The 25,285-nt window shown below is 57.4% G+C and carries 29 protein-coding genes and 3 tRNA genes; 14 read left to right on the top strand and 18 right to left on the bottom strand.

The features are described from left to right. Nucleotides 1–515 precede the first annotated feature (515 nt). Complete coding sequence (locus tag AC2FIM_RS11390) at nt 516–3,953, top strand: pyruvate carboxylase (protein ID WP_496677743.1); 3,438 nt, start codon at nt 516–518, stop codon at nt 3,951–3,953. Between the two features lie 56 nt (nt 3,954–4,009). Here AC2FIM_RS11390 and AC2FIM_RS11385 read toward each other — a convergent pair whose 3' ends face one another. Continuing rightward, nucleotides 4,010–4,939 (bottom strand): hypothetical protein, encoded by a 930-nt coding sequence (locus AC2FIM_RS11385; protein ID WP_496708138.1) that lies wholly within the window; start codon nt 4,937–4,939, stop codon nt 4,010–4,012. A 134-nt stretch (nt 4,940–5,073) separates the two neighbouring features. Then, nucleotides 5,074–5,457, bottom strand: a complete 384-nt coding sequence (locus AC2FIM_RS11380; protein WP_142636882.1) for an MAPEG family protein — start codon at nt 5,455–5,457, stop codon at nt 5,074–5,076. 201 nt (nt 5,458–5,658) lie between these two features. Here AC2FIM_RS11380 and AC2FIM_RS11375 point away from each other — a divergent pair. The 3 genes from AC2FIM_RS11375 (at nt 5,659) to AC2FIM_RS11365 (ending at nt 6,053) form a co-directional block, all read left to right on the top strand. Beyond that, a tRNA-Gly gene (locus AC2FIM_RS11375) sits at nt 5,659–5,733 on the top strand. 33 nt (nt 5,734–5,766) lie between these two features. Further along, nucleotides 5,767–5,841: transfer RNA gene (locus AC2FIM_RS11370), tRNA-Gly, on the top strand. Between the two features lie 56 nt (nt 5,842–5,897). Further along, a complete protein-coding gene (locus AC2FIM_RS11365) occupies nt 5,898–6,053 on the top strand; it encodes a hypothetical protein (RefSeq protein ID WP_185956685.1) in 156 nt (51 codons plus the stop codon). Here AC2FIM_RS11365 and AC2FIM_RS11360 read toward each other — a convergent pair. Further along, a complete protein-coding gene (locus AC2FIM_RS11360; RefSeq protein ID WP_142636899.1) occupies nt 6,050–6,289 on the bottom strand; it encodes an Lrp/AsnC family transcriptional regulator in 240 nt (79 codons plus the stop codon). The two genes, AC2FIM_RS11365 and AC2FIM_RS11360, sit on opposite strands and share 4 nt — an antisense overlap. A 154-nt stretch (nt 6,290–6,443) precedes the next feature. Here AC2FIM_RS11360 and hisB point away from each other — a divergent pair, with 154 nt between their 5' ends. Both hisB and hisH read left to right on the top strand, forming a co-directional pair. Beyond that, nucleotides 6,444–7,031, top strand: a complete 588-nt coding sequence (hisB, locus tag AC2FIM_RS11355; RefSeq protein ID WP_142636880.1) for an imidazoleglycerol-phosphate dehydratase HisB — start codon at nt 6,444–6,446, stop codon at nt 7,029–7,031. Then, nucleotides 7,032–7,670 (top strand): imidazole glycerol phosphate synthase subunit HisH, encoded by a 639-nt coding sequence (gene hisH / locus AC2FIM_RS11350; protein WP_271949515.1) that lies wholly within the window; start codon nt 7,032–7,034, stop codon nt 7,668–7,670. A gap of 4 nt (nt 7,671–7,674) precedes the next feature. Here hisH and AC2FIM_RS11345 read toward each other — a convergent pair whose 3' ends face one another. Further along, nucleotides 7,675–8,082 (bottom strand): DUF2147 domain-containing protein, encoded by a 408-nt coding sequence (locus AC2FIM_RS11345; RefSeq protein WP_271949514.1) that lies wholly within the window; start codon nt 8,080–8,082, stop codon nt 7,675–7,677. A gap of 134 nt (nt 8,083–8,216) precedes the next feature. Between AC2FIM_RS11345 and hisA the strand changes: the two genes are divergently transcribed. After that, the gene (hisA, locus tag AC2FIM_RS11340) at nt 8,217–8,936 is read left to right on the top strand and encodes a 1-(5-phosphoribosyl)-5-[(5-phosphoribosylamino)methylideneamino]imidazole-4-carboxamide isomerase (protein WP_142636874.1); all 720 of its coding nucleotides are present in this window, start codon (nt 8,217–8,219) and stop codon (nt 8,934–8,936) included. 1 nt (nt 8,937) lies between these two features. On the opposite strand, the gene AC2FIM_RS11335 is transcribed toward hisA, so the two are convergent. Continuing rightward, nucleotides 8,938–9,384, bottom strand: coding sequence for a DUF302 domain-containing protein (locus AC2FIM_RS11335; protein ID WP_425596240.1), 447 nt, complete (start codon nt 9,382–9,384; stop codon nt 8,938–8,940). Nucleotides 9,385–9,500: 116 nt separating this feature from the next. On the opposite strand from AC2FIM_RS11335, the gene hisF reads away from it, so the two are divergent. From hisF to AC2FIM_RS11320, 3 genes are all read left to right on the top strand, one after another. Next, a complete protein-coding gene (gene hisF, locus AC2FIM_RS11330) occupies nt 9,501–10,262 on the top strand; it encodes an imidazole glycerol phosphate synthase subunit HisF (RefSeq protein WP_271949509.1) in 762 nt (253 codons plus the stop codon). Then, nucleotides 10,259–10,576 (top strand): phosphoribosyl-ATP diphosphatase, encoded by a 318-nt coding sequence (locus AC2FIM_RS11325; RefSeq protein WP_271949507.1) that lies wholly within the window; start codon nt 10,259–10,261, stop codon nt 10,574–10,576. Before hisF ends, AC2FIM_RS11325 begins: the two co-directional genes overlap by 4 nt. 61 nt (nt 10,577–10,637) lie before the next feature. Further along, nucleotides 10,638–11,204, top strand: a complete 567-nt coding sequence (locus AC2FIM_RS11320) for a hypothetical protein (RefSeq protein ID WP_142636866.1) — start codon at nt 10,638–10,640, stop codon at nt 11,202–11,204. A gap of 4 nt (nt 11,205–11,208) precedes the next feature. Here the strand turns inward: AC2FIM_RS11320 and AC2FIM_RS11315 are convergent, their stop codons facing one another. From AC2FIM_RS11315 to rlmB, 4 genes are all read right to left on the bottom strand, one after another. Further along, entirely contained in the window at nt 11,209–11,679 is a 471-nt protein-coding gene (locus AC2FIM_RS11315; protein ID WP_271949505.1) for a CoA-binding protein, read from the bottom strand. Between the two features lie 201 nt (nt 11,680–11,880). After that, complete coding sequence (locus AC2FIM_RS11310; protein ID WP_496677742.1) at nt 11,881–12,327, bottom strand: YHS domain-containing (seleno)protein; 447 nt, start codon at nt 12,325–12,327, stop codon at nt 11,881–11,883. 108 nt (nt 12,328–12,435) lie between these two features. Further along, nucleotides 12,436–12,711, bottom strand: a complete 276-nt coding sequence (locus tag AC2FIM_RS11305) for a hypothetical protein (RefSeq protein WP_271949529.1) — start codon at nt 12,709–12,711, stop codon at nt 12,436–12,438. A gap of 15 nt (nt 12,712–12,726) precedes the next feature. Next, nucleotides 12,727–13,500: a 23S rRNA (guanosine(2251)-2'-O)-methyltransferase RlmB gene (rlmB, locus tag AC2FIM_RS11300; RefSeq protein ID WP_496677741.1), complete on the bottom strand. Its 774-nt coding sequence runs from the start codon at nt 13,498–13,500 to the stop codon at nt 12,727–12,729. A 116-nt stretch (nt 13,501–13,616) separates the two neighbouring features. Between rlmB and AC2FIM_RS11295 the strand changes: the two genes are divergently transcribed. After that, nucleotides 13,617–13,700: transfer RNA gene (locus tag AC2FIM_RS11295), tRNA-Tyr, on the top strand. A 110-nt stretch (nt 13,701–13,810) separates the two neighbouring features. On the opposite strand, the gene AC2FIM_RS11290 is transcribed toward AC2FIM_RS11295, so the two are convergent. From AC2FIM_RS11290 to AC2FIM_RS11270, 5 genes are all read right to left on the bottom strand, one after another. Continuing rightward, nucleotides 13,811–14,332 (bottom strand): DUF2478 domain-containing protein, encoded by a 522-nt coding sequence (locus AC2FIM_RS11290; protein WP_496677740.1) that lies wholly within the window; start codon nt 14,330–14,332, stop codon nt 13,811–13,813. Nucleotides 14,333–14,402: 70 nt separating this feature from the next. Next, the gene (locus AC2FIM_RS11285) at nt 14,403–15,068 is read right to left on the bottom strand and encodes an NnrU family protein (RefSeq protein ID WP_142636854.1); all 666 of its coding nucleotides are present in this window, start codon (nt 15,066–15,068) and stop codon (nt 14,403–14,405) included. Nucleotides 15,069–15,173: 105 nt separating this feature from the next. Beyond that, the gene (locus AC2FIM_RS11280; protein ID WP_496677739.1) at nt 15,174–17,237 is read right to left on the bottom strand and encodes an ABC transporter permease; all 2,064 of its coding nucleotides are present in this window, start codon (nt 17,235–17,237) and stop codon (nt 15,174–15,176) included. Then, the gene (locus tag AC2FIM_RS11275) at nt 17,234–18,283 is read right to left on the bottom strand and encodes a quaternary amine ABC transporter ATP-binding protein (protein WP_496677738.1); all 1,050 of its coding nucleotides are present in this window, start codon (nt 18,281–18,283) and stop codon (nt 17,234–17,236) included. The genes AC2FIM_RS11280 and AC2FIM_RS11275 overlap by 4 nt, the downstream gene beginning before the upstream one ends. Before the next feature lie 10 nt (nt 18,284–18,293). Next, complete coding sequence (locus AC2FIM_RS11270) at nt 18,294–19,244, bottom strand: ABC transporter substrate-binding protein (RefSeq protein ID WP_496677737.1); 951 nt, start codon at nt 19,242–19,244, stop codon at nt 18,294–18,296. 386 nt (nt 19,245–19,630) lie between these two features. On the opposite strand from AC2FIM_RS11270, the gene AC2FIM_RS11265 reads away from it, so the two are divergent. After that, nucleotides 19,631–20,293, top strand: a complete 663-nt coding sequence (locus AC2FIM_RS11265) for a DNA-3-methyladenine glycosylase I (RefSeq protein WP_496677736.1) — start codon at nt 19,631–19,633, stop codon at nt 20,291–20,293. A 44-nt stretch (nt 20,294–20,337) separates the two neighbouring features. Next, nucleotides 20,338–21,024, top strand: coding sequence for a hypothetical protein (locus tag AC2FIM_RS11260; RefSeq protein WP_496708136.1), 687 nt, complete (start codon nt 20,338–20,340; stop codon nt 21,022–21,024). Between the two features lie 3 nt (nt 21,025–21,027). On the opposite strand, the gene AC2FIM_RS11255 is transcribed toward AC2FIM_RS11260, so the two are convergent. After that, nucleotides 21,028–21,432 carry a c-type cytochrome gene (locus tag AC2FIM_RS11255; protein ID WP_271949485.1) on the bottom strand — a complete coding sequence of 135 codons (405 nt, stop codon included), beginning with the start codon at nt 21,430–21,432 and terminating at the stop codon, nt 21,028–21,030. Between the two features lie 91 nt (nt 21,433–21,523). On the opposite strand from AC2FIM_RS11255, the gene AC2FIM_RS11250 reads away from it, so the two are divergent. Further along, a complete protein-coding gene (locus tag AC2FIM_RS11250) occupies nt 21,524–21,961 on the top strand; it encodes a DMT family transporter (protein ID WP_496706574.1) in 438 nt (145 codons plus the stop codon). On the opposite strand, the gene AC2FIM_RS11245 is transcribed toward AC2FIM_RS11250, so the two are convergent. From AC2FIM_RS11245 to AC2FIM_RS11235, 3 genes are all read right to left on the bottom strand, one after another. Then, on the bottom strand, nt 21,945–22,631 hold the full coding sequence (locus AC2FIM_RS11245) for an ABC transporter ATP-binding protein (protein ID WP_281972747.1): 687 nt from the start codon (nt 22,629–22,631) through the stop codon (nt 21,945–21,947). The two genes, AC2FIM_RS11250 and AC2FIM_RS11245, sit on opposite strands and share 17 nt — an antisense overlap. Further along, complete coding sequence (locus tag AC2FIM_RS11240) at nt 22,624–23,919, bottom strand: lipoprotein-releasing ABC transporter permease subunit (RefSeq protein ID WP_271949481.1); 1,296 nt, start codon at nt 23,917–23,919, stop codon at nt 22,624–22,626. The genes AC2FIM_RS11245 and AC2FIM_RS11240 overlap by 8 nt, the downstream gene beginning before the upstream one ends. 63 nt (nt 23,920–23,982) lie before the next feature. After that, nucleotides 23,983–25,065, bottom strand: coding sequence for a DUF6492 family protein (locus tag AC2FIM_RS11235; RefSeq protein WP_271949479.1), 1,083 nt, complete (start codon nt 25,063–25,065; stop codon nt 23,983–23,985). Between the last annotated feature and the right edge of the window lie 220 nt (nt 25,066–25,285).

Raw genomic sequence — 25,285 nt, 5'->3', positions numbered from 1 at the left:
CCAAAGGTATTCCTCTCGGCCATCGCTCTCGCTGCTACAGTCCTATTCTGGCTGTAAATCAATGAGTCTGGAGCCTAGACTCTTAAACGGTCGGTGATCTTTCAGAGGATCGGATAAAGAAGTAACGCAATGATTTGAGGCAAGCGGAACGCAAACGATCTGCCCAAAACCTCTCGGGGCTGCACATCCACGAAAACCGGGCGCGGTCAGGCCTTTCATTCCCAACGTGCTTGAAATCAATCGGCTCGGCACCCGGCACGACCATGCGCGCAACTTGCCGGCTAAGTCGAAACTTGGCAAAGCATCTGCCGACCGTGGCCAAAAAGTCCTTAATGAACACACCAAATCACGCCGCAATTCACCAGTCTTGATGCCGCAGCGCAGCAAGGCTATCAAACATTCACCAACAGGAGGCGTTTGCGAGCGTTAACATGCCGGTTCTACCCAAATCACCGATATACCTGCGCGTATTGTTCGCCTAGAAGTTCGCCAAACAAACAGGACCGGGACCTGATATGACACATTTCGACAAGATCCTGATCGCCAACCGCGGCGAGATTGCCATTCGCGTGATGCGCGCAGCGAATGAGATGGGCAAACGCACAGTCGCCATATATGCGGAAGAGGACAAGCTTGGCTTGCACCGTTTCAAGGCGGACGAGGCCTATCGCATCGGCGAGGGGATGGGGCCGGTTGCGGCTTACCTCAGCATTGACGAGATTATTCGCGTGGCCAAGGAATGTGGTGCGGATGCCATCCACCCGGGCTATGGCTTGTTGTCGGAAAACCCAGATTTCGTGGATGCCTGCGTCCAGAACGGGATCACCTTCATTGGACCAAAGGCCGAAACCATGCGCGCCTTGGGCGACAAGGCCAGCGCCCGCCGCGTGGCCATCGCCGCCGGAGTTCCGGTGATCCCAGCGACCGAAGTGCTGGGCGACGATATGGACGCGATCCGGTCACAAGCCAAAGAGATCGGATATCCCCTGATGCTCAAAGCATCCTGGGGCGGAGGTGGCCGCGGCATGCGCCCAATCGAATCCGAGGACGAAATGGAAGAAAAAGTCCTGGAAGGCCGCCGCGAAGCCGAGGCTGCCTTTGGCAATGGCGAGGGCTATCTGGAAAAGATGATTATCCGCGCCCGCCATGTCGAGGTGCAGATTCTGGGCGACAAACATGGCGAAATTTACCACCTGTATGAGCGCGACTGCTCGGTCCAGCGCCGTAATCAGAAAGTCGTGGAACGCGCGCCTGCCCCGTATCTCAGTGAAGAACAACGCGCGGAAATCTGCGAACTGGGCCGCAAGATTTGCGCCCATGTAAATTATGAATGCGCAGGCACCGTCGAGTTCCTGATGGATATGGAAACCAGCAAGTTCTACTTCATCGAGGTGAACCCGCGCGTTCAGGTGGAACATACCGTCACCGAGGAAGTCACAGGTATCGACATTGTGCAGGCACAGATCCTGATCGCCGAGGGCAAATCGTTGGCCGAAGCCACCGGCGCCGCCAGCCAAGCGGATGTGCACCTGAACGGTCATGCCCTTCAGACCCGGATCACAACCGAAGACCCACAGAACAACTTTATTCCCGACTACGGTCGCATCACCGCATACCGCTCGGCTACTGGCATGGGTATTCGCCTAGATGGCGGCACGGCCTATGCGGGTGGTGTAATCACGCGGTACTACGACTCGCTGCTGACCAAGGTCACGGCCTGGGCCCCGACGCCACAGGCCGCGATTTCGCGAATGGACCGAGCGCTGCGCGAGTTCCGTATTCGTGGCGTCAGCACCAATATCGACTTTGTCATCAACCTGCTGAAACACCCGACCTTCCTGTCGAATGAATACACCACCAAGTTCATCGACACGACGCCCGAGCTGTTCACCTTTAAACGACGCCGTGACAGGGGCACCAAGGTTCTGACCTATATTGCGGATATCACCGTGAATGGGCATCCCGAAACCAAGGATCGTCCCGAACCGCGTACCGATCTGAAAGAGGCCAAGGCCCCGGCTCTGAAAAGTGAACCGCAGATGGGCACCCGCAATCTGCTAGAACAAAAGGGCCCGCAGGCGGTGGCCGATTGGATGAAGGCTCAGCGCCAGTTGCTGATCACCGACACCACGATGCGCGACGGGCACCAGTCGCTGCTGGCGACGCGGATGCGGTCGATCGACATGATCAAAGTGGCCCCGAGCTATGCGGCCAACCTGCCGCAGCTGTTCAGCGTCGAATGCTGGGGCGGCGCCACTTTCGATGTGGCTTATCGGTTCTTGCAGGAATGTCCGTGGCAACGTCTGCGTGACCTGCGCGAGGTGATGCCGAACCTGATGACCCAGATGCTTTTGCGCGGTGCAAACGGGGTTGGATACACCAATTACCCCGACAACGTGGTGCAGGAATTCGTTCGTCAGGCGTCAGAAAATATCGACGTGTTCCGCGTCTTCGACTCTCTCAACTGGGTCGAAAATATGCGTGTCGCGATGGATGCGGTGGTCGAGAACGGTAAAATCTGTGAAGGCACCGTTTGCTATACTGGCGATATTCTGGACCCGAACCGTGCCAAATATGACCTAAAATACTATGTCGGCATGGCGAAAGAGCTCCGCGATGCCGGGGCTCATATTCTGGGCCTGAAAGACATGGCCGGCCTGCTGAAACCAGCCTCGGCCAAGATTTTGATCCGTGCGCTGAAAGAAGAGGTCGGGTTGCCAATCCACTTCCACACGCACGACACTGCCGGTATCGCCAGCGCCACCATTCTGGCCGCCTCCGAGGCGGGTGTGGACGCAGTGGACTGCGCGATGGACAGCTTCAGTGGCAACACTTCTCAGGCGACATTGGGCACTGTGGTCGAAGCGCTGCGCCATACGGAACGCGACACCGGTCTGGACATCAAGGCCATCCGCGAAATCAGCGACTATTTCGAGGTGGTCCGAGGCCAGTATGCGGCCTTTGAATCTAGCCTGCAGGCCCCTGCATCCGAGGTATATCTGCACGAGATGCCCGGTGGCCAGTTCACCAACCTCAAGGCTCAGGCGCGCAGCCTTGGCCTGGAAGAGCGTTGGCATGAAGTGGCGCAGATGTATGCGGACGTGAACCAGATGTTCGGCGATATCGTCAAAGTCACGCCTTCGTCAAAAGTGGTTGGCGATATGGCGCTGATGATGGTCAGCCAGGGGCTGACGCGCGCCGATGTCGAAAACCCGGACTCGGACGTGGCCTTCCCGGATTCGGTCATCGACATGATGCGCGGCAATCTGGGGCAGCCTCCGGGCGGGTTCCCTGATGCGATCATCAGCAAGGCGCTTAAGGGCGAAAGCCCCAACACTGACCGCCCCGGCAAAGACGTACCCCCGGTCGATCTGGAGGAAACGCGCGCCGAGCTATCCAAACAACTGGACGGCAAAGAGGTCGACGACGAGGATCTGAACGGATACCTGATGTATCCCAAGGTGTTCCTTGATTACATGGGTCGCCATCGGATCTATGGCCCCGTCCGCACCCTGCCCACGCGCACATTCTTCTATGGAATGGAGCCCGGCGAAGAGATCGCCGCGGAAATCGATCCTGGCAAGACTCTTGAGATTCGCTGTCAGGCCATCGGTGAAACCGATGAAAATGGTGAGGTCAAAGTGTTCTTTGAACTGAACGGTCAACCCCGTGTGATCCGGGTGCCAAACCGTCTGGTGACGTCAACCACGCAGGCCCGACCCAAAGCGGAAATCGGCAACCTCGCACATATCGGCGCACCGATGCCGGGTGTCGTGGCAACCGTTGCGGTTACTGCGGGACAAGAGGTCAAAGAAGGCGATATGCTTTTGACCATCGAGGCCATGAAGATGGAAACTGGCATTCACGCCGAAAGGGACGCCGTAGTCAAAGCCATCCACGTTCAGCCAGGCGGCCAAATTGACGCCAAGGACCTGCTGATCGAGCTGGAATAGCAAAAAAATAAGGCGCGCCTCTGGGGCGCGCCTTTTCCATTTCATCGGGTTAAGGTTCAGCCGTCTACGGTTTCTTCTTCAACCTCATCTTCGACCAATGCCTTTTCTGTTTCATCATCAGAAACATCATAATCCGCAAGCGCCGGCAGACCCAGCAGGTCGTGCAGCTCGTTCAGGGCGTCGTCAGACAACTCGCGACCGCCGGTCAGAATATCCAGAGCCTCTTGCGGGTCAGAAGATCCGGCCAGGTTTGTCTCGGCCTCCTCTACGGCCAGCGCAGCCTCTTCGACCGCGTCGTCGTACTTGTCCTGAGCGGTGATGCCCTCGGTAAGCTCGTCCTCGGTCGGCTCATAGGCCTCTTCGATCTCTTCTGCGGTCAGTTCCTGCAGGTCTTCCAGTTCATCCGTCTTATCCTGCAGATCTGTCGCCGCATCGGTATGACCAAGAATGCTCTGCTGATAAGAGTACAGTTTTCCTGGCATACTGTTCGGGGACGCATTCATAAGAGCCGTTTGGCTGGCATGGGCTGCGTTCAGACCTTTAAGCTCCGATGCAATTTTGCCGTGCTTGTTGGGGTGAACCGGCTCCTCATCAACGACAGGAGTGGTAACTTTGGTCATCTTGGCAGGTTTCTTATTGCCCTTGACCAGATTACCAATCGAAGCGACCAGCCCGTTTTTCTTTTGAGTCGTAGCGCCCGTTTTGGCAGTTTTTTGCTTTTTCAGGCCAAGACTGGCGAGCAACCCTTTGCCAGTCCCCTTTTTACCCAAGGACTTGCCACCTTTCACCTGTGAGGACTTGTCGCCAGACTTATCCGCGCCGTTCCCATTTCCACCACCATTGCCTTTGCCACCGCCATTACCTTTGCCGCCACCATTTTTGGCGATGGCCATATCAGGTACGGCAACAACTGCCACAAAGCTTACAGCGCCAAGCAGCAGAAATGAGGTCGCAACTACACGCGAAAGTAACAAGAACCGTTTCATATTATTCACCTGTCCTTCTTGAGCAGTGGCAGCAGATACCACAAAATCAAGCACCTGAGTTAACGTTGACAGTTAGTTAATAATTGAATTTGGGTAAAATGGTGGCTTTTTTCGGCGTGTGCGACCCACCGCGCTCACACCGCCAGCACAATATTGGCTATTGCAGCTACGAAGATTGAACCAAATGTCAGCAGCATTCCGATTTGCCTGAGGATAACGATCTGCGGAGACCTGCCAAACCCATATGCATGAAGCAGGCGACCACCCAGCAAGGCCAATCCCAACAGGTTCAACAGCAACCCGCTGGCGCCCTGCAATTCAACCATCGCCATCAATAACAGCGCAAACGGCGCGTATTCCGCGAAATTTCCATGAGTTCGGATCGCCTTGATCATTTGCCCCTTGCCACCATCCCCGTAGGAAACCTTTTCGCCCCGTCGGTGGCCAATGACCCGAAGGCTCAGCGCCAGATACAAAAAGGCGGCTAATGCCGCATAAACCGGTGTAATTGTCAGCATGGGTGGCTCCGTCTATTAATATTCCTAAGCTCTGGGCAAAGCTTAACGCGGAATCTCGACCGGTCCAGTTGAACCGGGCTGCTGCTACGCGAGGTCAAGTCTGTCTGGATTTCCTCCGCACGAGAAGATTTTTTGCAAAAGTCGCGTTTTTCCCCTTGCAGCTTTCCGCCAGAATTAATACTTCACGCCTCACTCAACGGCGCGGGCGTAGCTCAGGGGTAGAGCATAACCTTGCCAAGGTTAGGGTCGGGCGTTCGAATCGCCTCGCCCGCTCCATTGAGAGGTCTCCGGACCAAATATGTATCTGATGCGGGCGTAGCTCAGGGGTAGAGCATAACCTTGCCAAGGTTAGGGTCGGGCGTTCGAATCGCCTCGCCCGCTCCAGATACAAACCCTCTCACTCAACGCTGTTTTCTTATGGCGCGGCCTGCTGAAAAAGCATGACCCGCGTATATGTTCATATGCCGCAACCGAACAAAGCCACCTTCACATTGGCCGCGCGGACGGCGCATAAGAACGTCTTTGACACCGCGCCGAAGTACTCCGATCACGACCCGGACCGAATCTTCCGCGTGACAACGTTTGAGCAGGGCTAGAAGGCCTTGAACGTCATTGTGGTCAGCGAGCGTTCTATACCCGAGATCACCAGCAGATTTTCATTGATGAAATGTCCCACATCCTCGGCCTCGGGGATGTAAAGCTTCAGCAGCAGGTCATATTCGCCGCTGGTAGAGTAGAGCTCCGAGTGGATTTCGCGCAACGCGATCTCTTCAGCCACCTTGTAAGTGGTGCCGGGTTTGCAGCGGATCTGGATGAAAACACAGGTGGACATGGGCCGGGCCTTGTTGGTTGAGTTGGCCGCAGGCTGACATGGGCTGCGCCCGGGCGCAATCCCCTGCAACAGTTTGCGGCGATTGCGACGGATGGTCTGGATCAACCCGCCCTACCCCGTCTATAAGCACGCCTGTAGTAAAAGGAATTCGCCCATGCGCAGCGCAAAGATCAGCCGTCAGACCGCCGAAACCGAGATCACGGTCGAGGTCAATCTGGATGGGACTGGCCAGTATGACAATCAGACCGGCGTCGGTTTCTTTGACCACATGCTGGATCAGTTAGCGCGCCATTCTCTGATCGACATGACGATCCGCGCCAAGGGCGATTACCACATCGACGACCACCACACGGTCGAGGATACCGGAATCGCACTGGGGCAAGCGTTGACACAGGCCTTGGGCGACAAAAAGGGCATCCGGCGGTATGGCGAATGTCACCTGCCGATGGACGATGCACAGGTGCGCTGTGCGCTGGATCTGTCAGGGCGACCGTTTCTGATCTGGAACGTAGACCTGCCGACTCCCAAGATTGGCACCTTCGACACTGAACTGGTGCGCGAGTTCTTTCAGGCGCTGGCCACTCATGGCGGCATCACGCTGCATATCGACCAGTTGCACGGGTTCAACAGCCACCACATCGCAGAAGCGGCGTTCAAAGCTGTCGCGCGCGCATTGCGCGACGCGGTTGAGACCGATGCGCGCAAAGCAGATGCGATTCCTTCGACCAAGGGCGCGTTGTAAATGCTCACCGCCATTATCGACTATGAAAGCGGCAATCTGCATTCCGCTGAAAAGGCGTTTCAGCGCATGGCGCGGGAACTGGACGCCGGCGAGGTCGTAGTAACTTCAGACGCGGATGTCGTGGCGCGCGCCGACCGGCTGGTGCTGCCCGGTGACGGCGCTTTCCCTGCCTGCGCGGCCGAGCTGCGCGGGCACAAGGGTATCTATGACGCGATGGTCGAAGCGGTCGAGCAGAAAGCTCGCCCATTTCTGGGTATCTGCGTGGGTATGCAGCTGATGGCCTCGAAAGGTCATGAGTACACTGACACCGATGGGTTGGACTGGATTGCTGGGGATGTGGTGCAGATCGCGCCGTCAGACCGATCGCTGAAAGTGCCCCATATGGGCTGGAACGATCTGGTGTTGGAAAGCGACCACCCGGTTTTTGCCGGGGTCAAGTCAGGCGATCACGCCTATTTCGTCCACTCATACCATTTCCGGGTCAGCGATCCGGCACAGCGTCTGGCCTATGTGGATTACGGTCAGGACGTCACGGCCGTAATTGGCCGTGACACTATGGTCGGGATGCAGTTCCATCCTGAGAAAAGCCAGGATGTGGGCCTGCGCATGATCGGGAATTTCCTGACCTGGACGCCCTGAGCGGTTACTGAACCCGTGTCCAGTCCTGCCCGCGACACACCAATCCACCCGCAACACAACCTTTGACGGTCAGCTTGTTCTGGCTGTCCAAGGTCATTTTCGAGCTGTAGGTCTTGTCTCTGTCCGGAGCCCAGATCTTGCCTCCGCCATAGGTGCCGTCGCCATCGGACACCATATCCCAGATGATCTGCTTGCCGAGGTTTTCATATTCCAACTGTTCATTCCCGTCTTTGTCAAAAGCGGTATCGATGGTACCGCAAATCGCGCTGCCGCATTCGGCGATCGAAACATGCAGATATCCGCCGGTGTCTCCGGGCTGGGTTTTCCAAAGACCGTCAACCGGGTCGGCCATCGCCGCTCCCGAAATCAGTGATGCCAGCCCCAAGGCTGCTACAAAAGTTGTTTTCTTCATAAAATCCTCCCTATTTGACCAGCAGTCTGGCGCGCTGGTGGACGTGGGGCAAGATTGACTTTGCGTCGCGTTGCATCCCCTGCCCTGCCTGTGCGATATCCCGCCGGGAAAACAGCGATTCAAGGCCTGACAACATGATCCTCTATCCTGCCATCGACCTCAAAGACGGACAGGCCGTGCGCCTGCTGCGCGGAGAAATGGACAAAGCGACCGTGTTCAATGAAGACCCCGCCGCCCAGGCCCGTGCCTTTGTCGACGCGGGGTGCGAATGGCTACATCTGGTTGACCTGAACGGTGCCTTTGCCGGTGAGCCGGTCAACGCCGCCCCAGTCGAGGCAATTCTGAAGGAATGCAACGTTCCCGCCCAGCTTGGCGGCGGTATCCGCGACATGGCCACCATTGAAACCTGGATCGACAAAGGTCTGGCCCGAGTGATTCTGGGCACAATCGCGGTCGAGAACCCGGATCTGGTGCGCAAGGCGGCCAAAGCCTTTCCCGGCAAAGTTGCCGTTGGCATTGATGCCCGCAACGGCATGGTCGCGACCAAAGGCTGGGCTGAAGAGACGAATGTGCAGGTCACTGATCTGGCGCGCAGCTTCGAGGATGCCGGCGTTGCTGCAATCATCTATACCGATATCAACCGCGATGGCGCGATGCAGGGCCCTAACATTGAGGCCACCGCGGACTTGGCCCGTGCCGTATCGATCCCGGTGATCGCTTCAGGCGGCGTCAGCTCATTGGATGATCTGATCGCTCTGCGTGATTGCGGTGTGGAATTGAACGGCGCGATTTCCGGCCGGGCGCTGTATGACGGCGCGATTGACCTGGCAGAGGCCATTCGCGCCCTGTCCTGATTTACTGCGCTGCAGCCGCAGTCAGCTTTGCCAGCGCCCCGCGCATTTTCTCGATGATGGGAGAGTTTTCGACCGCGTCGAACTCATCCATCGTCTCTTTTGGATCTTCATAGATCAGCCAAACCTGACCGTCGGCATCTTCATACGCTTGCACCTTGAGCGGCAGGAACAGTCCGGCACGCGGGTCGATCTGCATTGCAGGCGTACCCAGCGCAGGATTGCCGAAAATCAGCACCTGATTGGGCGGGATCGGCGTTCCGACTTTTTCGGCCCCGGCCGCGTGGTCAACCCGCGCAAAAACCGTTGCACCAGCGTTGCCAATCGCCGTCTCAAGCGCGTCCAGCGCCTGGGTCACCGATTTGTCGGTCTTCATCTTGATGATATCGTCAGCCATTGCGGCAGCTGCTCCTGCGAAAATGAACGTGGTTGCTAGAAAGAGTCTACGCATCTCATTGATCTCCTGATGAATTGGGGACAGTTTTCACAGGTTCCAGAGTTGTGACAATCACAAGTCTGGCATCGGCGGGGCTTTGCCGTTAGAGGTGCGCCAACAAAGGACGAGAGATGCTGAAAACCCGTATCATACCCTGTCTGGATGTCGCCGATGGCCGCGTTGTCAAAGGTGTTAACTTTGTTGGCCTGCGCGATGCGGGTGACCCGGTGGAATCCGCCAAGGCCTATGACGCGGCTGGCGCTGACGAGATTTGCTTTCTGGACATCCATGCCACCCATGAAAACCGCGGGACCATGTTCGATGTGGTGCAGCGCACAGCGGAACAGTGCTTTGTACCCCTGACCGTTGGCGGCGGCGTGCGGACCAAGGAAGACGTGCGCGCTCTGTTGCTGGCCGGTGCAGACAAGGTCAGCTTCAACTCAGCGGCAGTGGCAAACCCGGATGTGATCGCCCAAGCCGCCGATCAATTCGGCAGCCAGTGCATCGTCTGTGCCATCGACGCCAAGACCGTCAGCCCTGGCAAGTGGGAAATTTTCACTCATGGCGGACGCAAGCCCACCGGCATCGACGCGGTTGAGTTCGCCAAAACCGTCGTCGCCAAGGGCGCGGGTGAGATTCTGCTGACTTCGATGGATCGCGATGGTACCAAAGCCGGGTTCAACTTGCCGCTGACACGCGCCATTTCGGATGCTGTGAATGTACCAGTGATCGCCTCGGGCGGGGTTGGAACTCTGGATCATCTGGTCGAAGGCGTCACCGAAGGCGGTGCCAGCGCTGTCCTTGCCGCATCGATCTTTCACTTCGGCGAATTCACCATCCGCGAGGCCAAGGAACACATGGCTGCCGCTGGCATCCCGATGAGGCTGACATGAGCATTCTGCACGACCTGGCCCAAACGATTGAGGCCCGCAAAGGGACGGATCCTGAAGGCAGCTGGACCGCCAAGCTGTTGGCCAATGGCCCCGAGAAATGCGCCGAGAAATTCGGCGAAGAAGCGGTTGAGGCCATCATTGAGGCGGTCAAGGGCGACCAGGCCAAGCTGACCTCAGAGGCGGCGGATGTACTGTATCACCTGCTGGTCATGCTGGCCGCGCGCGATGTGGCGCTGGATGATGTGTTGGCCGAACTGGTCCGGCGTCAGGGCACCAGCGGCATCGCGGAAAAGGCCGCGCGACCCAAGGGGTGACGCAGGTGTTGTCGATCCTTTATTCTGATCCTGACAGGTTCGCAGGTCAAAGGGCGCGCAGATGATCAGAGCTTTGGTATTTGGACTGGCGCTAGCCGTTCTGGGGTCCTGCGCAATTGCCCCGCCGTCCACCAGTGATGAAGTTCAGCGCCTGGCGTCTGAAATCCGCAACCTCGGGCCTGACATCGACCCTGAAGAGGCCAACCGCGCCGCGCGCATTGCCTATGCCTACACCGATCAACTGGCTCAGGAATATCAGATCACCGACCCGCCACTGATCCACAATGCCAAAGTCAACAAGGGCCTGAAGCCGCGAGGACTGTGTTGGCACTGGGCCGAGGATATCGAACGGCGGCTGGATCAGGAAAACTTCCAGACGCTGGAAATGCACCGCGCCATCGCTAATGCCGACAACCCGTTCCGGATCGACCACAGCACGGCAATCATCAGTCGCAAAGGCGAGACAATGTATGACGGTGTTGTGCTGGACCCCTGGCGCTATGGCGGCGTGCTGTACTGGACGCCCTTACCACAAGACACGCGCTATGACTGGGTTCCGCGCGAAGTGGTTCTGGAAAAGCGGCGTTTGGAACAATTCGGCGAACTGCAACCATATCTCGGTGAATAACCGCTCAGAGTTTCGACGAAATCATTCCGGTGGCAAAACCACCCATGCGCAATTCGCCAAACAAACGCTGATATTCGATCTTCGGGCAGCGGTTCATCACGACATCCACCCCGCGCGCCTGCGCTGTGGCCGCAGCCGTGGCATGTTCTATTCCAATCTGCATCCAGATTGTGCGCAGATTGGGAAACGCCTCAAGCGCCTCGTCCACTATGGGTGGTACAGCTTCGGATCGGCGAAAGATATCGACCATGTCTACCGGTTCGGAAATCTCGGATAGCGACGCACGGATTGTCTGGCCAAACAGCATCTTGCCCGCATGGCCGGGGTTAACAGGGATCACTTTGTATCCCCTGAGTGACAAATACCGCGCCACATAATAGCTGGGTCGCACCGGATTCATCGACACGCCCGCCACCGCAATGGTTTTGGTACGCTTTAGAATCTGGGTCAGGAAATCATCGGAATATTCAGTCATTTGCGCACCCTAGTCGCCCTTTCCAAAAGAAAAAAGCGCCCAGGAATACCTGAGCGCCAGTTGTTGGAACGAGGGACAGTGAAATGACCCGCGGCAGTTCCGTTCCGCGGTCACTGTGACATTTAAGCATGAGTTCAGAGAAAAAAAGAGGTAGCGCGCAATTTTGTGATGACAGATCAGAAAAAAACGACCGCCGCCCTGTTATTCATACAGAACGCTTGGCCAATGCGCCTCGGCCTCGCGGATATAAGCTGCGGTATCGCGTTGCCAGATGCGCTCGATTTCTGGCGAGTGGGTTAGATATAGCCGACCGTCAATCACCTGCCAAATAGTCGGATCGGTGCTGACAAGCTCTCCTTGCGCCATTGCAAAGGCGCAGTACCCGCCGAACTGAGGTGCATAGGCACGCGGATTCATCTCAAACGCATCCCGATTCTCAGCGGTGGCAAAGTGCCATTCGGCGCCTTTCCACATAACCGCGTATTCAGGCTGACCCCGAACAGGTGTTTCGCCATTGAAATAGGACACCGCATCATATCCGGCCATGGCTGCACCGTCCGTCCGATAGAAGACGGGCAGATCCTGCGCAAACGCAGGAAGAGCAATCACAAAGGCGGCAATCGCGCCAAAAAGGAAACGTCTGTTCATGGTCATCGGATCACAAATAGAAACTCAGGGTATCAAGATGCAATTTATTATCGCGACTGAAACCCCTTTTAACGCGCTTGTGAACATTCGAACCGTCAACGCCAGCCTTTAGTCGAAAATGTCCTCGATCACATCCCAGGCTTCATCCAGCACCCGTGAGAAAACGCCTTTTTTCTTCTTTTTGCTCTTGTAGGGACGATCCTGCTTGGCTGTTTGACGGTTCGCCTTGGCATCGTCCAGTTTGCGCTTTGGCATCATCTTGAGGTTATGCAGCGGGGCACCGCAGCTTGAACAACTGAGCTCTTGGCGCTGCGTGCCTTTTAGAACAAGCGCTGCCCGGGTCCCACAGTAACAGCAGGTCGCAATTTTGGATGGCGTGGAAATGGCGTTCTCCTGTCGTTATCTTTGCCTAGAAGCATATAGGGCAATCGCCGCCGCATTTGAGACATTGAGAGAACCAAACCCGCCCACAGCGTCAATTTTGACCAACTTGTCGACGGTTTCTTTGGTTTTTTGCCTCAGGCCCGGCCCCTCTGCGCCCAACACCAATGCCACTGGCTGGTCCGGGTTACCTCTCAAGGCGGCCTCGATCGTGTCGTCCGCCTCGCCGTCCAGTCCTAGAACCAGAAACCCCATTCCCTGCAACTCGACAATGGCATCAGCCAGGTTACGCACCCGCAAATAGGGTTGACGTTCCAGTGCGCCGCTGGCGGTCTTGGCCAGCGCGCCAGTTTCCGGCGCCGCGTGATGGCGCATACCGACTACAGCGCTGGCTCCAAGAACCTCAGCTGACCGTAGAATCGCTCCGACATTATGGGGGTCGGTCACGCGGTCTAACAAAATGATGCGCGGGTGTTCGCGCCCGATGCAGTTTTCCGCCAGACCACCCCATTCCAAAGGCTTAACCTCAAGGGCCGCGCCCTGATGAACCGACCCCGGGTCAATCGGAGCGGTAAATTTGCGTGGATCAACCATCTCGGGCTCAATACCTGCAAATTCAATGGCTTCCACCAGCTTGTCCCGCGCATTCCGCGTCACAATCAGGTGCAATTTTGTGCGGTTTGGGTTCATCAGCGCATCCCGCACCGCATGCAGACCAAACAGCCAAACAGTTTCGGATGCGGCAGCTTTGCGCGCCTGTTCTTTTTCGACGACCCACTTGGGTTTCTTCATTTCTTTGGCCTCCGGGCCGCGAATTCGGTTTCCTGCGTCAAAGCAGTATTTTCCTGTTGACGCTCCTTTAGAGCGCTAGTAATCACGCCTCCACGTCAGGTGCAACGCCTGACAGTGGGCGACAGGCCGCAAGGTGTGGCAGGGGACTGTAACTCCCTCGCGGAGACGCACGCCTGGTTCGATTCCAGGGTCGCCCACCATTTTCTTCCAGACATCCAGCAAGCTTTGCCAGCGCGAATGATGGATGGCTGATCACACCGCACCATGCAGAAATTGGCAGGACCGATGGCCCCGCCTTATGACCGTTCTGTCAGGCGGCAGCTTCACGTTGCGCAGTGACCCAGTCAAACCAGGCCAAGATCGCCTCAAGGTCAGGCTCAATCTGCTCGGCACCGCCGCCCGTGAATTCTTCGAATTTAGCCGCGTTCAAGCCGTTCACCCCGACAAGAACCGGAATGTCCTGCGCCAGTGCTTCAGCGATGACCGGGCGAAAACCGCGCCCATCCGCCTCGTGCTTGCCGAACTTGTTAACGATCAGCAAATGGGGATTCTCTGCCAGCGATGCCGTCACATATCCAACTGCCCGCTCAAGTGCCGCAGGGTCCAGACGGCAGCCGCGCGACTGTGTACCCAAAGATTGCGAAATCCGGATGGTCTCTCCCTCTGGCAGGACACGGACGTCCATGTCGCACTTGCTGCTGTCGGCGCATTCGGTGTTGGTTTGCACCACACCCGCCAACTGCGCATCTGCGGCCAAAAGGCGATCCGCAGCCGCGCTCAGCAGACGGTCGGTTGCACCGCGGTCGGTGGTCGTAACATAGGCGAGGTACATGCAAATCCCCTTGTCGCAACAATTCGAAACATCAAATAGCACGCACGACCCGCCCCGACCACCACTCAGCTTATGGCAGCGGAGACAATCCGATCACCGGTTCGTGTAGGTGAAGCAGGATTGCAAATGCCGCCAGCGCTACAAACCCGATCCAAACAGGCGGCCAAGGGCGTGGCGCACGCAAAGAAAACCTTGCAGTGTTGCGCGACAGCCGACCCCATTCAGCACCCATCTGACGGGATTTGCGTCGATCAATCAGCGGCAGCCCCATCGCAGCAAATACCGCAAACAAACCGAACAAAATCACGTGGGACAGGCTGCCATTGGCCAGCAGATGAGCGACGGCCCACACCAACAGCGCCACCAAAACCGGGTGGCGCGTGGTGCGCAGAATGCCGGGCTTTTCCGGATCGAACGGGCGCTGGCCTAAACCACCAAATGAAAACGGGTTCTGGATCGTCAAGCCCGCAACCGCGAGCCAGCACACAACGGGCATCATCAGAACGGGAATCCAGCGGAATATCCAAATGGGTGGGATCACCTCGACATACGGGGCTTGCGCTGCAGCGATGATCAACCAACCCAGAACCAGCAGAGACAAGATGGAATAAGCCACGAAATACCCGCGCCGTCCGAACGTAGTGATCAGACGATCGCGCACAGCGGGGCGCGCTGGTATCGCATGGGTCGCCAGAAACGCTATCAGTGCAGCAAAGAATAGGGGCCAGCCTGCCATGGTAGTCTCCGATCATTTGCGCCAGGTTTAATTACCGGCGCCGGAACGTCCTTGCCCGAAATCAAATGAGGCAGAGAGGCGGTTGTTCCGCCTTTCTGCCGATGTTTACAGGCCCAGCGCCTTGCGACGTTCCTCGGCAAAGCCCTGCACGATGCGGTCAGCTATCAGCGCAAGGATAGCCATCGCCGCCCCTGCTGAAATCCCCAACCCCACATCCGCCTGGCCCAGCGCAAGGTAGATCGACTGGCCCAGACCGGTGGTTCCGATCAGCGCAGCGATCACCAGCATGGCAAAGGCGTAAAGGATGGTCTGGTTCAGACCCAGTAAGATAGTCGGCGCAGCATAAGGCGCGCGCACGTCACGCATGATCTGCCACTCGGTCGCGCCACTAGAGATGGCGGCCTCCATCATCTCATCCGGTGTATTGACCAGCCCGTGCCGAGTGTAGCGGATCATCGGAACAACGGCATAGGCGCAGATTGCCAGAAAGGCCGAAAACTCGCCGATCTGAAACACCATCAGCACAGGAATCAGGAACACGAACAGTGGGATCGTCTGCAACATGTCACAGACGGGGCGGACCACCTTCCAAACAGGCAACCAGACTGCACTGGCAAGACCAATCACACCACCGACTACGGCACAAGAAAACACCGCAGCACCGCTCAGATACAGCGATAACAGCGCGCGTTCCCACAGGCCCGAGACAAGAATGGTACAGAGCAATCCGACCGAAAGCGCCGCCAATCGCCAGCCCCCTGCCACCCACCCCAACGCGGCGGCGGCAGTCAGAACGAAAGGCCAGGGCAGATTGGCAATGCCGGTTTCGAGCATCCCGATCAGGATCAGCATCACAAGCCCGCCGGTCAGGTGTCCGCGCCATGCCATTAGCACAGCAATCGCTGCGGCGGCGGCGAACAGGCCATAGCTCATCACGGGCGTCCACTGAAAACCCCATGTGAACGGCAGCACGGCCTGGTCCAAACCAATCCGAAGCGGCAGCAGCACATAGAACAAAGAGTTGTTCTTGAGCGCGTCAAGCCACGGCCCATTAGCCTGGGTAAACGCCGTCAGCCCGCCGTCAATCACCCCGGCCAGCGGGTCGAGAATGGTCAGTTCGGACGGGTTCGGCAGCCTGGTCCAAAAGGCAGCGGTGAACAGCACGGCAACGCCAATTACTGCCCAGGCGACACGCTGGTCATAGCGTTTACGTTCGGTCGCCAGCGTCCCGCTCATCCGGTCGATGACGACGGCAAAGACCACGATCACCAGACCGGCCATCAAGGCTTCGCCGAACTGTGCCTTGCGCATGGTCAGAAGAACCTCCCAACCGATATCGTTGAAGCCGCCAATGACGGCTGCGATGATAACCATCGACAGCGCAGCCATTAGGCACTGGTTCACACCGACCATGATCTGCGTGGCTGCAGCCGGGATCTCGACCTGAAACAGCTGTTGAAACCGCGTGCCGCCGGACATGATGGCAGCCTCTTTGATTTCCGGTTCGACCCGCTCCAGCCCCAACATCACGTTGCGCGCCATCGGAGGGGCCGCATAGATGGCCGAGGCGATCAGCCCAACCACAGGACCGAAACCAAACAGCAGCAGCAGCGGCGTCAGATAAGCGAATGTCGGCACGGTCTGCATCACGTCCAGCACGGCCTGCACAAATGACTTCACGCGCGGAACTTCGTTGGCAAGGATACCGATAGCTCCGCCCATGATCAGCGCAACCGGCACGGAAACGGCCACTAACGCCAGGGTGTTCATACTTTCGGCCCAATAGCCCGATGCCAACACAAAGCTAAGGCCCACAAAGCCCAGCGCCGCCATCGGCAAGCCGCCCAGATACCAACCCAGCGCAGTCACCAGACCGATCAGGATGGGCCATGGCGTATTGCCGAGAACAAAGTTGGCCCAGTTCATGGGATAGGCCATGAGATCGGAAAACAGCCGCGCCACCGGTTTGATCCCGTTCAGGAACCAGTCCAGAAACGTGCCGACCCATTGCGTTGCAGGCAGTTCCCAGCCTGCGGGCCATTTGACCAGCCAGGGCGCGACGCCTTCCAGCGCCAGACACAACGCACCGACGATCACTGTGATCAGTGCGGCGCGCGCGCCAATGCTCAGGCGCGCCTGCGGCACAGAAACTTCCGTCGCTACAGTCATGTTTCATCAACCTGCAGGGCGGCGGCCAGATCGGACGGATGAACCGTTCCGACGATGTTACCATCGGCATCCCTGACGGGCACCGGTTCATATAACTCCATGCAATGCGCCAATGCAGCGTCCAATGTCATCGAGGTTGTCAGGCCAGGGTCATCTGGTCCCCGCTCTCCGTCTTGGCGCATGACCGATGCGACCTTGGCATGCTGACCCTTGGCGACATCCTTTGAAAACTCTCGCACGTAATCATCCACCGGGCGCAGTACGATATCGGTGGGTGTACCGATCTGGACTATCTTGCCGTCGCGCATGATGGCAATCCGGTCGGCCAGTTTCAGCGCCTCTTGAATATCGTGGGTGATGAAGACGATGGATTTCTGCAGCGTCGCCTGAATGCGCAGGAATTCATCCTGCAACTGACGGCGGATCAAGGGATCGAGGGCCGAGAACGGTTCGTCCAAAAACCAGATATCGGGGTTCACGGCCAGAGACCGGGCAATCCCGACACGCTGTCGCTGACCACCCGAAAGCTGACGCGGGAAGCTGTCTTCGCGCCCCTCCAGACCGACCAACGAGATTACCTCCTGCGCACGGGCCATCCGCTCTTTGCGGCTAACACCCTGAACACGCAGCGGATAGGCGACGTTTTCGGCAACGGTCATATGCGGGAACAGGCCGAAATGCTGAAATACCATGCCCAGCTTTTTGCGGCGCAGCTCGGTCATGGCTTTCTTTGACGCGCCGATGACGTTCTCGCCATCCACACGGATTTCGCCACCCGTGCCCGGCAAAAGCTGCGAGATACAGCGGATCAAAGTGGACTTGCCCGAACCGGACAGGCCCATGATCACAAACAGCTCGCCCTCCTTGACCTCGAAATTGGCATCCTGAACGGCGGGGATGAACCCGTTTTCCCGCAGATCGGCTGCGGCTTTGTCAGCGTCATTCCCTGACCGAGACAGCGCGTCGGTCAGGGCTTTGTCAGCGCCGGGGCCAAACACCTGCCAGAGATTCTGGCAGGCGATGGCTGGCGAATTTGCGTCAGTCACTGATGTCAGCTCACTGCGTTGCCGCGTCAACAACAGGGCGCCATTTGCCTTCGTTTTCAGCCATCCAAGCGGCGACGACCTCTTCGACGGAACCACCATCAACGTCGATCGCACCCATCATCGGCTGCTGATCTTCGACCGCCAGCTGATAGTTGGTCAGGATTTCATAGGCTGCGGGCCATTTGTCTTCCATGCCGCTCCAACCCGCCTTGAAGATGCGCGACGGCGAGAAATCGCAATCGTTCACAGCGTTCGGGTTCGGGCCCCAAGCGGGATCGGTGAAACAGGCGTCTTCCCCGGCTGGCAGTTCGACGAATTGCACATCATAGGCCGACATAGCCCAATGCGGCTGCCAGAAGGTGATCAGCAGCGGCGAGTTGCGCTCGGTCGAGGCCCGAAGCTCGGCTATCAAAGCCCCCTCGGAACCTGCGGGAACCGCTTTGAACGGCAGATCCAGGCCCACCATACGGTCAGCGCCGGGCGTACCCCAATCAGCCGGGTAATCGACCAGACGGCCCCCGGGCAGCGTTTCGGCCGTCGCAAATACCTGCGCGCAGTCCTTCAGCGCTTCCCATGCGGGCAGGCCGGGACACAGATCAGCCACATGCGCGGGATAGGCGATGCCTTCTTTGGCGTCGAGGCCCAGATCGCCGATTTCAACGACGGTGCCTTCGTCGATCTTCTTGGAATATTCATCCGATACGTTGGACGACCAGATTTCCAGGGTCGCGTCGATGTCACCATCGGCCAGCGCCTGGAACTGATTCATCATGCCTGCGGTCACATATTCCACATTGTACCCGGCAGCTTTCAGCATCTCACCCGCGACATGGGTGGTCACGTGCTGGCCAGTCCATTCGTTGATCGCCAGTTTGATCGGCTGATCCACGGCCCCCATCTCGGCGGCATAGGCAGAGCCTGCAACGGTCAGCGCCATCAGGCTTACACTCAGTTTTTTCATTGATTTTCTCCCTGCAATATTCGTTTTGCCCGGTCCGGCGCGCTGTTACGCGCCAGTCGGCTTGTCATGTGACAAATCCATGTCGCAACATGCACAAAAACTGGCGAAGAAGGGAAGCAGACAGTTCGGCGCGGCACTGAATAACTCGCCCCTTTGCCCAAGTGTTTCCCCTCTTTCAGCATCATGCTAGGCGCCCGCGCCCACTGCATTTCCCCAGCATTGCGGTGCGGATATTGATTGACGAGTCAATCACAAACCAGAATCACCCACTTTGTCGAGCATTTCTTTTGGGCTTGGGATGTTTTTTTACCTTGGCAGGCATGTGTCCCGGGCCACCTTGCAACACCGACCGCAAAACGCGACGCTAGGTTTGGAGGATTCTGCAAATGCGCCATTTCGACGAGATTTTCGCCATAGCCGCCAGCCGTCACGGCGGGACAGATGCCCTGAGCAACAAGCTTTCCAAACCCAAAAGCCCTGCGGAACTGGCTGAAATGCCCGAAGATCGCTGGCTGTCGATTATCACGAAATGCATCTTTCAGGCCGGGTTTAACTGGAAGGTCATCGAAAACAAATGGGATGGGTTCGAAACCGCTTTTGACGGGTTCGACATTGGACGCTGCGTCTTTATGGACGACGAAAAATTCGATGCTCTGTTGCAGGACACTCGGATCGTGCGCAATGGCACCAAGATCGCCACGGTCCGCGACAATGCCGCCTTTTTGCTGGAACTGCGCCAAGAAGGTGGCGTCGGAAAGATTCTGGGAGGGTGGCCTTCGGATGACTATGTCGGTTTGCTGAACATGCTGAGCAAGCGAGGGTCGCGTCTGGGTGGCGCATCGGCGCAATATGCAATGCGATTTGCGGGGCGTGACAGTTTCATCCTGTCACAGGATGTGACCGCACGGCTGGTGGCCGAGGGCGTGGTCGATAAGCCGCCGACATCGAAAAAGGCCATGGCCTCGGTTCAAGCGGCATTCAACACATGGATGGAACAGTCCGGGCGATCTCTGACGGAAATCAGCCGCGTCCTGGCAATGAGCCTGTAAAAAAACCATTTGCACACGAGTGCTGCCAGAATAGATTTTTTGTCATGTTGCGCCTCATTTTGATGACGTCCCTTTTGGTATTCACCGCTTGCGGTCGCCCCCTGACTGATCAGGAGGCTGCTTTTACCCGCACACTTCAGGGTGATACGCTGAAACTCAACAAAGTGCGGTTGGTCGAAGGCGCACCAGCTGCGCCAATAACTTTCTATCGTAAAGATCGGTCACGCCTTGCTTGCCGCGAACGCATTTTGCCCGCCCCGCAGGAAGGTATCGTGACCGCAAAACCCGCAGCGGTGGCCCTATTCAACAAAGTCTATTTCACGCGGGACTGGTATCTGGACGACTACATGTCCGAATTCCCGGATCGGATGAGCCTGATCGCGGCGATGCTGTTGGGTCATGAACTGACCCATGTCTGGCAATGGCAAAACCGCAAGAAAACCGGATATCACCCGCTGCGCGCCGCAGCCGAGCATGGCGGCAACAGCGACCCCTACCAATTCGATCTGGAGAGCTCGCCTGATTTCCTGTCCTATGGGTTCGAACAGCAGGGCGCCATTGTCGAAGAATACATTTGTTGCCGGGCGCTGGATCCTTCGGCACCCCGCACCAGACGTCTGCACGAGATGCTGGGCGCACATTTCGATCTGGCTCCGCTACGTGGTGACAAGCGTGAAAGCGCAGTGGTCATCCCCTGGGCCGATGCCGAGATCGAAGGAATCTGTCGGTGACGTTCAGTTGGCCTGCAGCGTCTGCAGATAAGCCACCAGATCCACGATCGGCTGGCTGGTCAGGATCGGCTGCCCATCTGGTGTTTTCATCGCCGTATCCTGCCCTTCGAAATACGGTCCATAGACTGGCATCGGGCTGCCATGGCTGACCAGCGGGTCTCGTCCATCGATGCGCGCCACAACACGAGCGGTCGGGAATACCCCTTCGCTGCTTGCTAGCCGCGTCAGGTCAGTTGGCTGAATAACAAGGACGCCTGCCATTGGACCATAGCCCGTCGCGTCGATCCCGTGGCAGGTTGCACAATAATGCTGGTACAGCTCGGCGCCGGTATCTGCATCCTGCGCGCTGACCTGAGACGCCGTCACAATCGCCGCTATCGATAGCGCCCCCATTGCCTGTCTGATCATCACATCCTCCTGTCAGATTTGACATTTTCAGGCTTGCCCGTGCCTGGGCTTGGCGCAATGATCCAGATCAACGAGGCAATAGGAAAACCGCATGACACAATATGCTGCTATTATGCTTGTGGCTGGAATTGGGGTTCCGATCCTTGCCGCGTTGAATGCCGCATTGGGCAAATTGATCGGGTCGCCAACAACAGCGGCTGTGGTCCTGTTTGCGATAGCCTTTGCATCAAGTGCAGCGTTGATGGTGGTTTTTCCCGGCTTTGGAGCCCTTTCAAAAATTGCCGATGCCCCCAAGCACCTGCTTCTGGCCGGTGTGCTTGTCGCCTTTTACGTTCTGTCAATCACCCATGTTGCGCCACATTTTGGGGTCGGCAACGCGGTGTTCTTTGTCCTTCTTGGGCAACTCGTCAGCACTGCAACCATCGACCACTTCGGCTTGTTTGGCGCGCAGGTCACCCCGCTGACTTGGGTTCGCGCAAGCGGTATCGCAGTGATGGCTGCAGGCGTTGCCATCACTCAACTGGCCTAAGCGCGCCTCCGTCCAGCCTCAGTGTTCGGTCCATCCGGGCGGCAAGCTGCATGTTATGCGTGGCGATCAGGGCCGAGAGCCCCTCGTCCCGCACCAAAGCCATCAAAGCGTCAAACACCTGATCCGAGGTTTCAGGGTCCAGATTGCCCGTCGGCTCATCCGCAAGAAGAACCCGAGGTTTGTTGGCCAATGCGCGGCAGAAGGCCACGCGTTGCTGCTCACCGCCAGACAGGGCGGCCGGCCGGTGATCGGCGCGCGCGGCGACGCCGACATGATCCAGAAGGGACATCGCCCGTTCCTGGGCTGCCCTTTCGGACACGCCATTGGCCAGCTGCGGCAGTGTGATATTTTCCAGCGCGGTGAATTCCGGCAACAGATGGTGGAACTGATAGACAAAGCCGACATCCTGCCGCCGCAAGGCAGTACGCGTGCGATCACCTTTCCCGGTCACGTTCTGGCCTGCAATCTCAACCGATCCTGTGTCGGGTGTGTCCAACAATCCGGCAATATGCAACAGCGTCGACTTACCGGCACCAGAGGGCGCCACAAGAGCCACGGCCTCGCCCGCACGCAGGTCCAAATCGACACCGCGCAATACCTGAACCTCACCCGGCTTACCTTTGAGATAAGTCTTGGTTAGACCGGCCAATCGCATCATTACATCACTCATAGCGCAGCGCCTCAACAGGGTTCAGCCGCGCCGCGCGACGGGCGGGGAAATAGGTGACCAGGAAGGACAGCCCAAGTGAAAGACCAACAGCCTTGAGCACATCCGACAGATGCAGCTCCGCAGGCAGCGCATAGATGCCGCGGATGGACGGATCCCAAACCCCGCCCCCCATCACAAAGTTCACAAAACTGAAGATTGGGTCGATATAGATTGCAAAGAGACAGCCCAGCACCACGCCCAACGCAGTGCCGATGATCCCCGTAAATGCCCCGCAGATAAAGAACACGCGCAGGATCGAGCCTTCGCTCAGGCCAATCGTGCGCAGGATGCCTATGTCTCGACCCTTGTTTTTCACCAGCATGATCAGACCCGAGACGATGTTCATCGCCGCGATCAGAACCAGGATCGACAAGATGATGAACATGACGTTGTCTTCCACTTCAAGCGCGCGGAGGAACCCGCCCGAGGCATCCTGCCATGTCCAGATCTGGCTGCGCTCGCCTGCGGCTTCAAGGATCGGGATCAGGATCGGCGTCAGTTCTTCGGGGCGGTCAACCATAACTTCGATCTCATCAGCCACACCCTCGCGGTTGAAAAAACCCTGCGCCTGTTCGAAGGGCATATAGACCCGCGTCCGGTCGATGTCATAACGCCCAGCAGAAAACACATAAACCACCTGGTAGGCATTCACTCGGGGAGAGGTGCCAAACGCGGTCTTCACCCCATTGGGCGAGGTCAGCTTGATGGTATCGCCCACCGTCGCCCCGATGCTGCGCGCGACGCCTGAACCTATGGCAATGACGTCCTGGCCGTTCTGAAACATCGACAGATCACCAACCGCCTGTTCGCTTTCGGCGACACCGGGCAGTTCCAGCAAATCTTCGGGCTGGATGCCAAATACCTCAACCCCGCTGCTGCGGTCGCGATTGGTGATCAGAACCTGACCTTTCACCAAAGGTGCTGCACGCTGAACGCCCGGAACCTGAGCGATCCGGTCGGCCATGTCCGTATAATCCGCAATAGTGCGATCTACCTGCCCCTGCGCAGTGAACTCACCCGATGAATACACGGTCACATGGGCGTTAGCCCCCAGAATGGTTCCGACAAATTCGGACCGGAAACCGGACCTGACGGCCAATGTGGCGATCAGCGCAAACACTGCCAGGGTAATCCCGATCAGCGAAATCCATGTCATCACGCTGACGCCACCTTCAGCACGGCGCGCACGCAGGTATCGCCAAGCGATTTTCCACTCAAAAAGCGCAAATGGCGGTGGTGTCTTGGCCATGTCTGCTCCGCTGGTTTTGTTTTGTGGCGACCCTCTCGGCAATTCGACCGGGGGTCAAGCCGGTTATCCGCCCACTTCGACTTGCCCCGTCAAAGCAGCGGTTCTGTTCAAGGCGGCCTCGGCGATGGAACGATCGCAGATACCGCGGCTTTCCAGCTCGTGAAACACCCGGTTTCGAATGTCGGCGGGCAGCTTGTAAAGCGCTCTGTTATGCAAGCCTAGGGTCAGAGTTTCCGGATCGTCCAGGCGGGAAAGCTCATCAGTCAGTTTCTGCGCTGAAAAGGATGGCCACAGCCCTATGCTGGTGTTTCCCGAGGGTTCGAACCAAGGCGCAAAACCGGCTTCGGATTTCAGACAAAATGCATTCAACAACATAAACTCAGACGGGCGCCTGCGAGAGGCAAATAGCGACTGAACCGATCCGTGGCGCGCATTTATCTCTTGCAGCAGATTCAGGATCAGCGACCGGCGCACAGGATAAGGCGTTGCGAAATTTGTTGTCTGTATACCGTCCGTTTCCGGGATCGACGCGCCCAGCGCATCAAAGCTCTGTTCCAGCCAGCGTCTGTGATAATCGCTGTTCACACCGATAAACGGAATCCGCGCCGCACCACTGTCCGAGAAAAACTCGGCCTCCTGAAAGGGGCGCAGAAACAGGTTCTTGGTGTCCAGTATTACAATGTTTTCTGTCGAGGCAGCCCGAGCAGATCCCAATTTCAAAACCTGCTGTGTCCGGTATCCGTTGTTGCCACGCCATCCACCCTTGCGCGCGCCCGGAATGCGGTATCGGTTTTCGACTAATATCCTGTCCGAGATCGACCGGCGCGCGCATTGCCCAGGAGCCAGCAAAACGTCATCGCCGCTCAGGACTTCAACTTTGGGTCGCAACGGACCGTAAGAAGCCAAAATCGGTTCCACCATCGCGCGCAGTGCCGGTTCGTCCACATCGTTCATGATCACCCGGATCGAGCCGACCTGATCAGGGTCAACAAATCGGGCAAAAGACAATGCCTGCAATTCAAGCAAGGGGAAGTCTTTGGAATAGACGACGGTTGTGAAGCTCAGCAAACCGTGGATCCTTTTGTGATTTTCGGCCCGTGTATCAGCAAATTGCAGGTGATCCAATTCCGCAAGAAATTCAACCATCGGCGAATCAGGTCGGAGTTTTTTCAAAATACGGATGATTTCCACATGCCGCATTATACCCTTGGTTGTGAAGCCCTTCACAGACAGCACCGCATTGTTTCAGCTATGAAGTCAATGTGAGCATTCAGGGTGAAACTGCACTCAAAATGCAACATTTTAGGCGCAATATTATTTCGCTTTTTGATTATTTAAAGAAACTTTGTCACCCTACTTTGTGGGG

This window comes from Ruegeria sp. CDSC052 (assembly GCF_059610685.1).
This window is presented reverse-complemented; position numbering and strand designations above follow the sequence as displayed.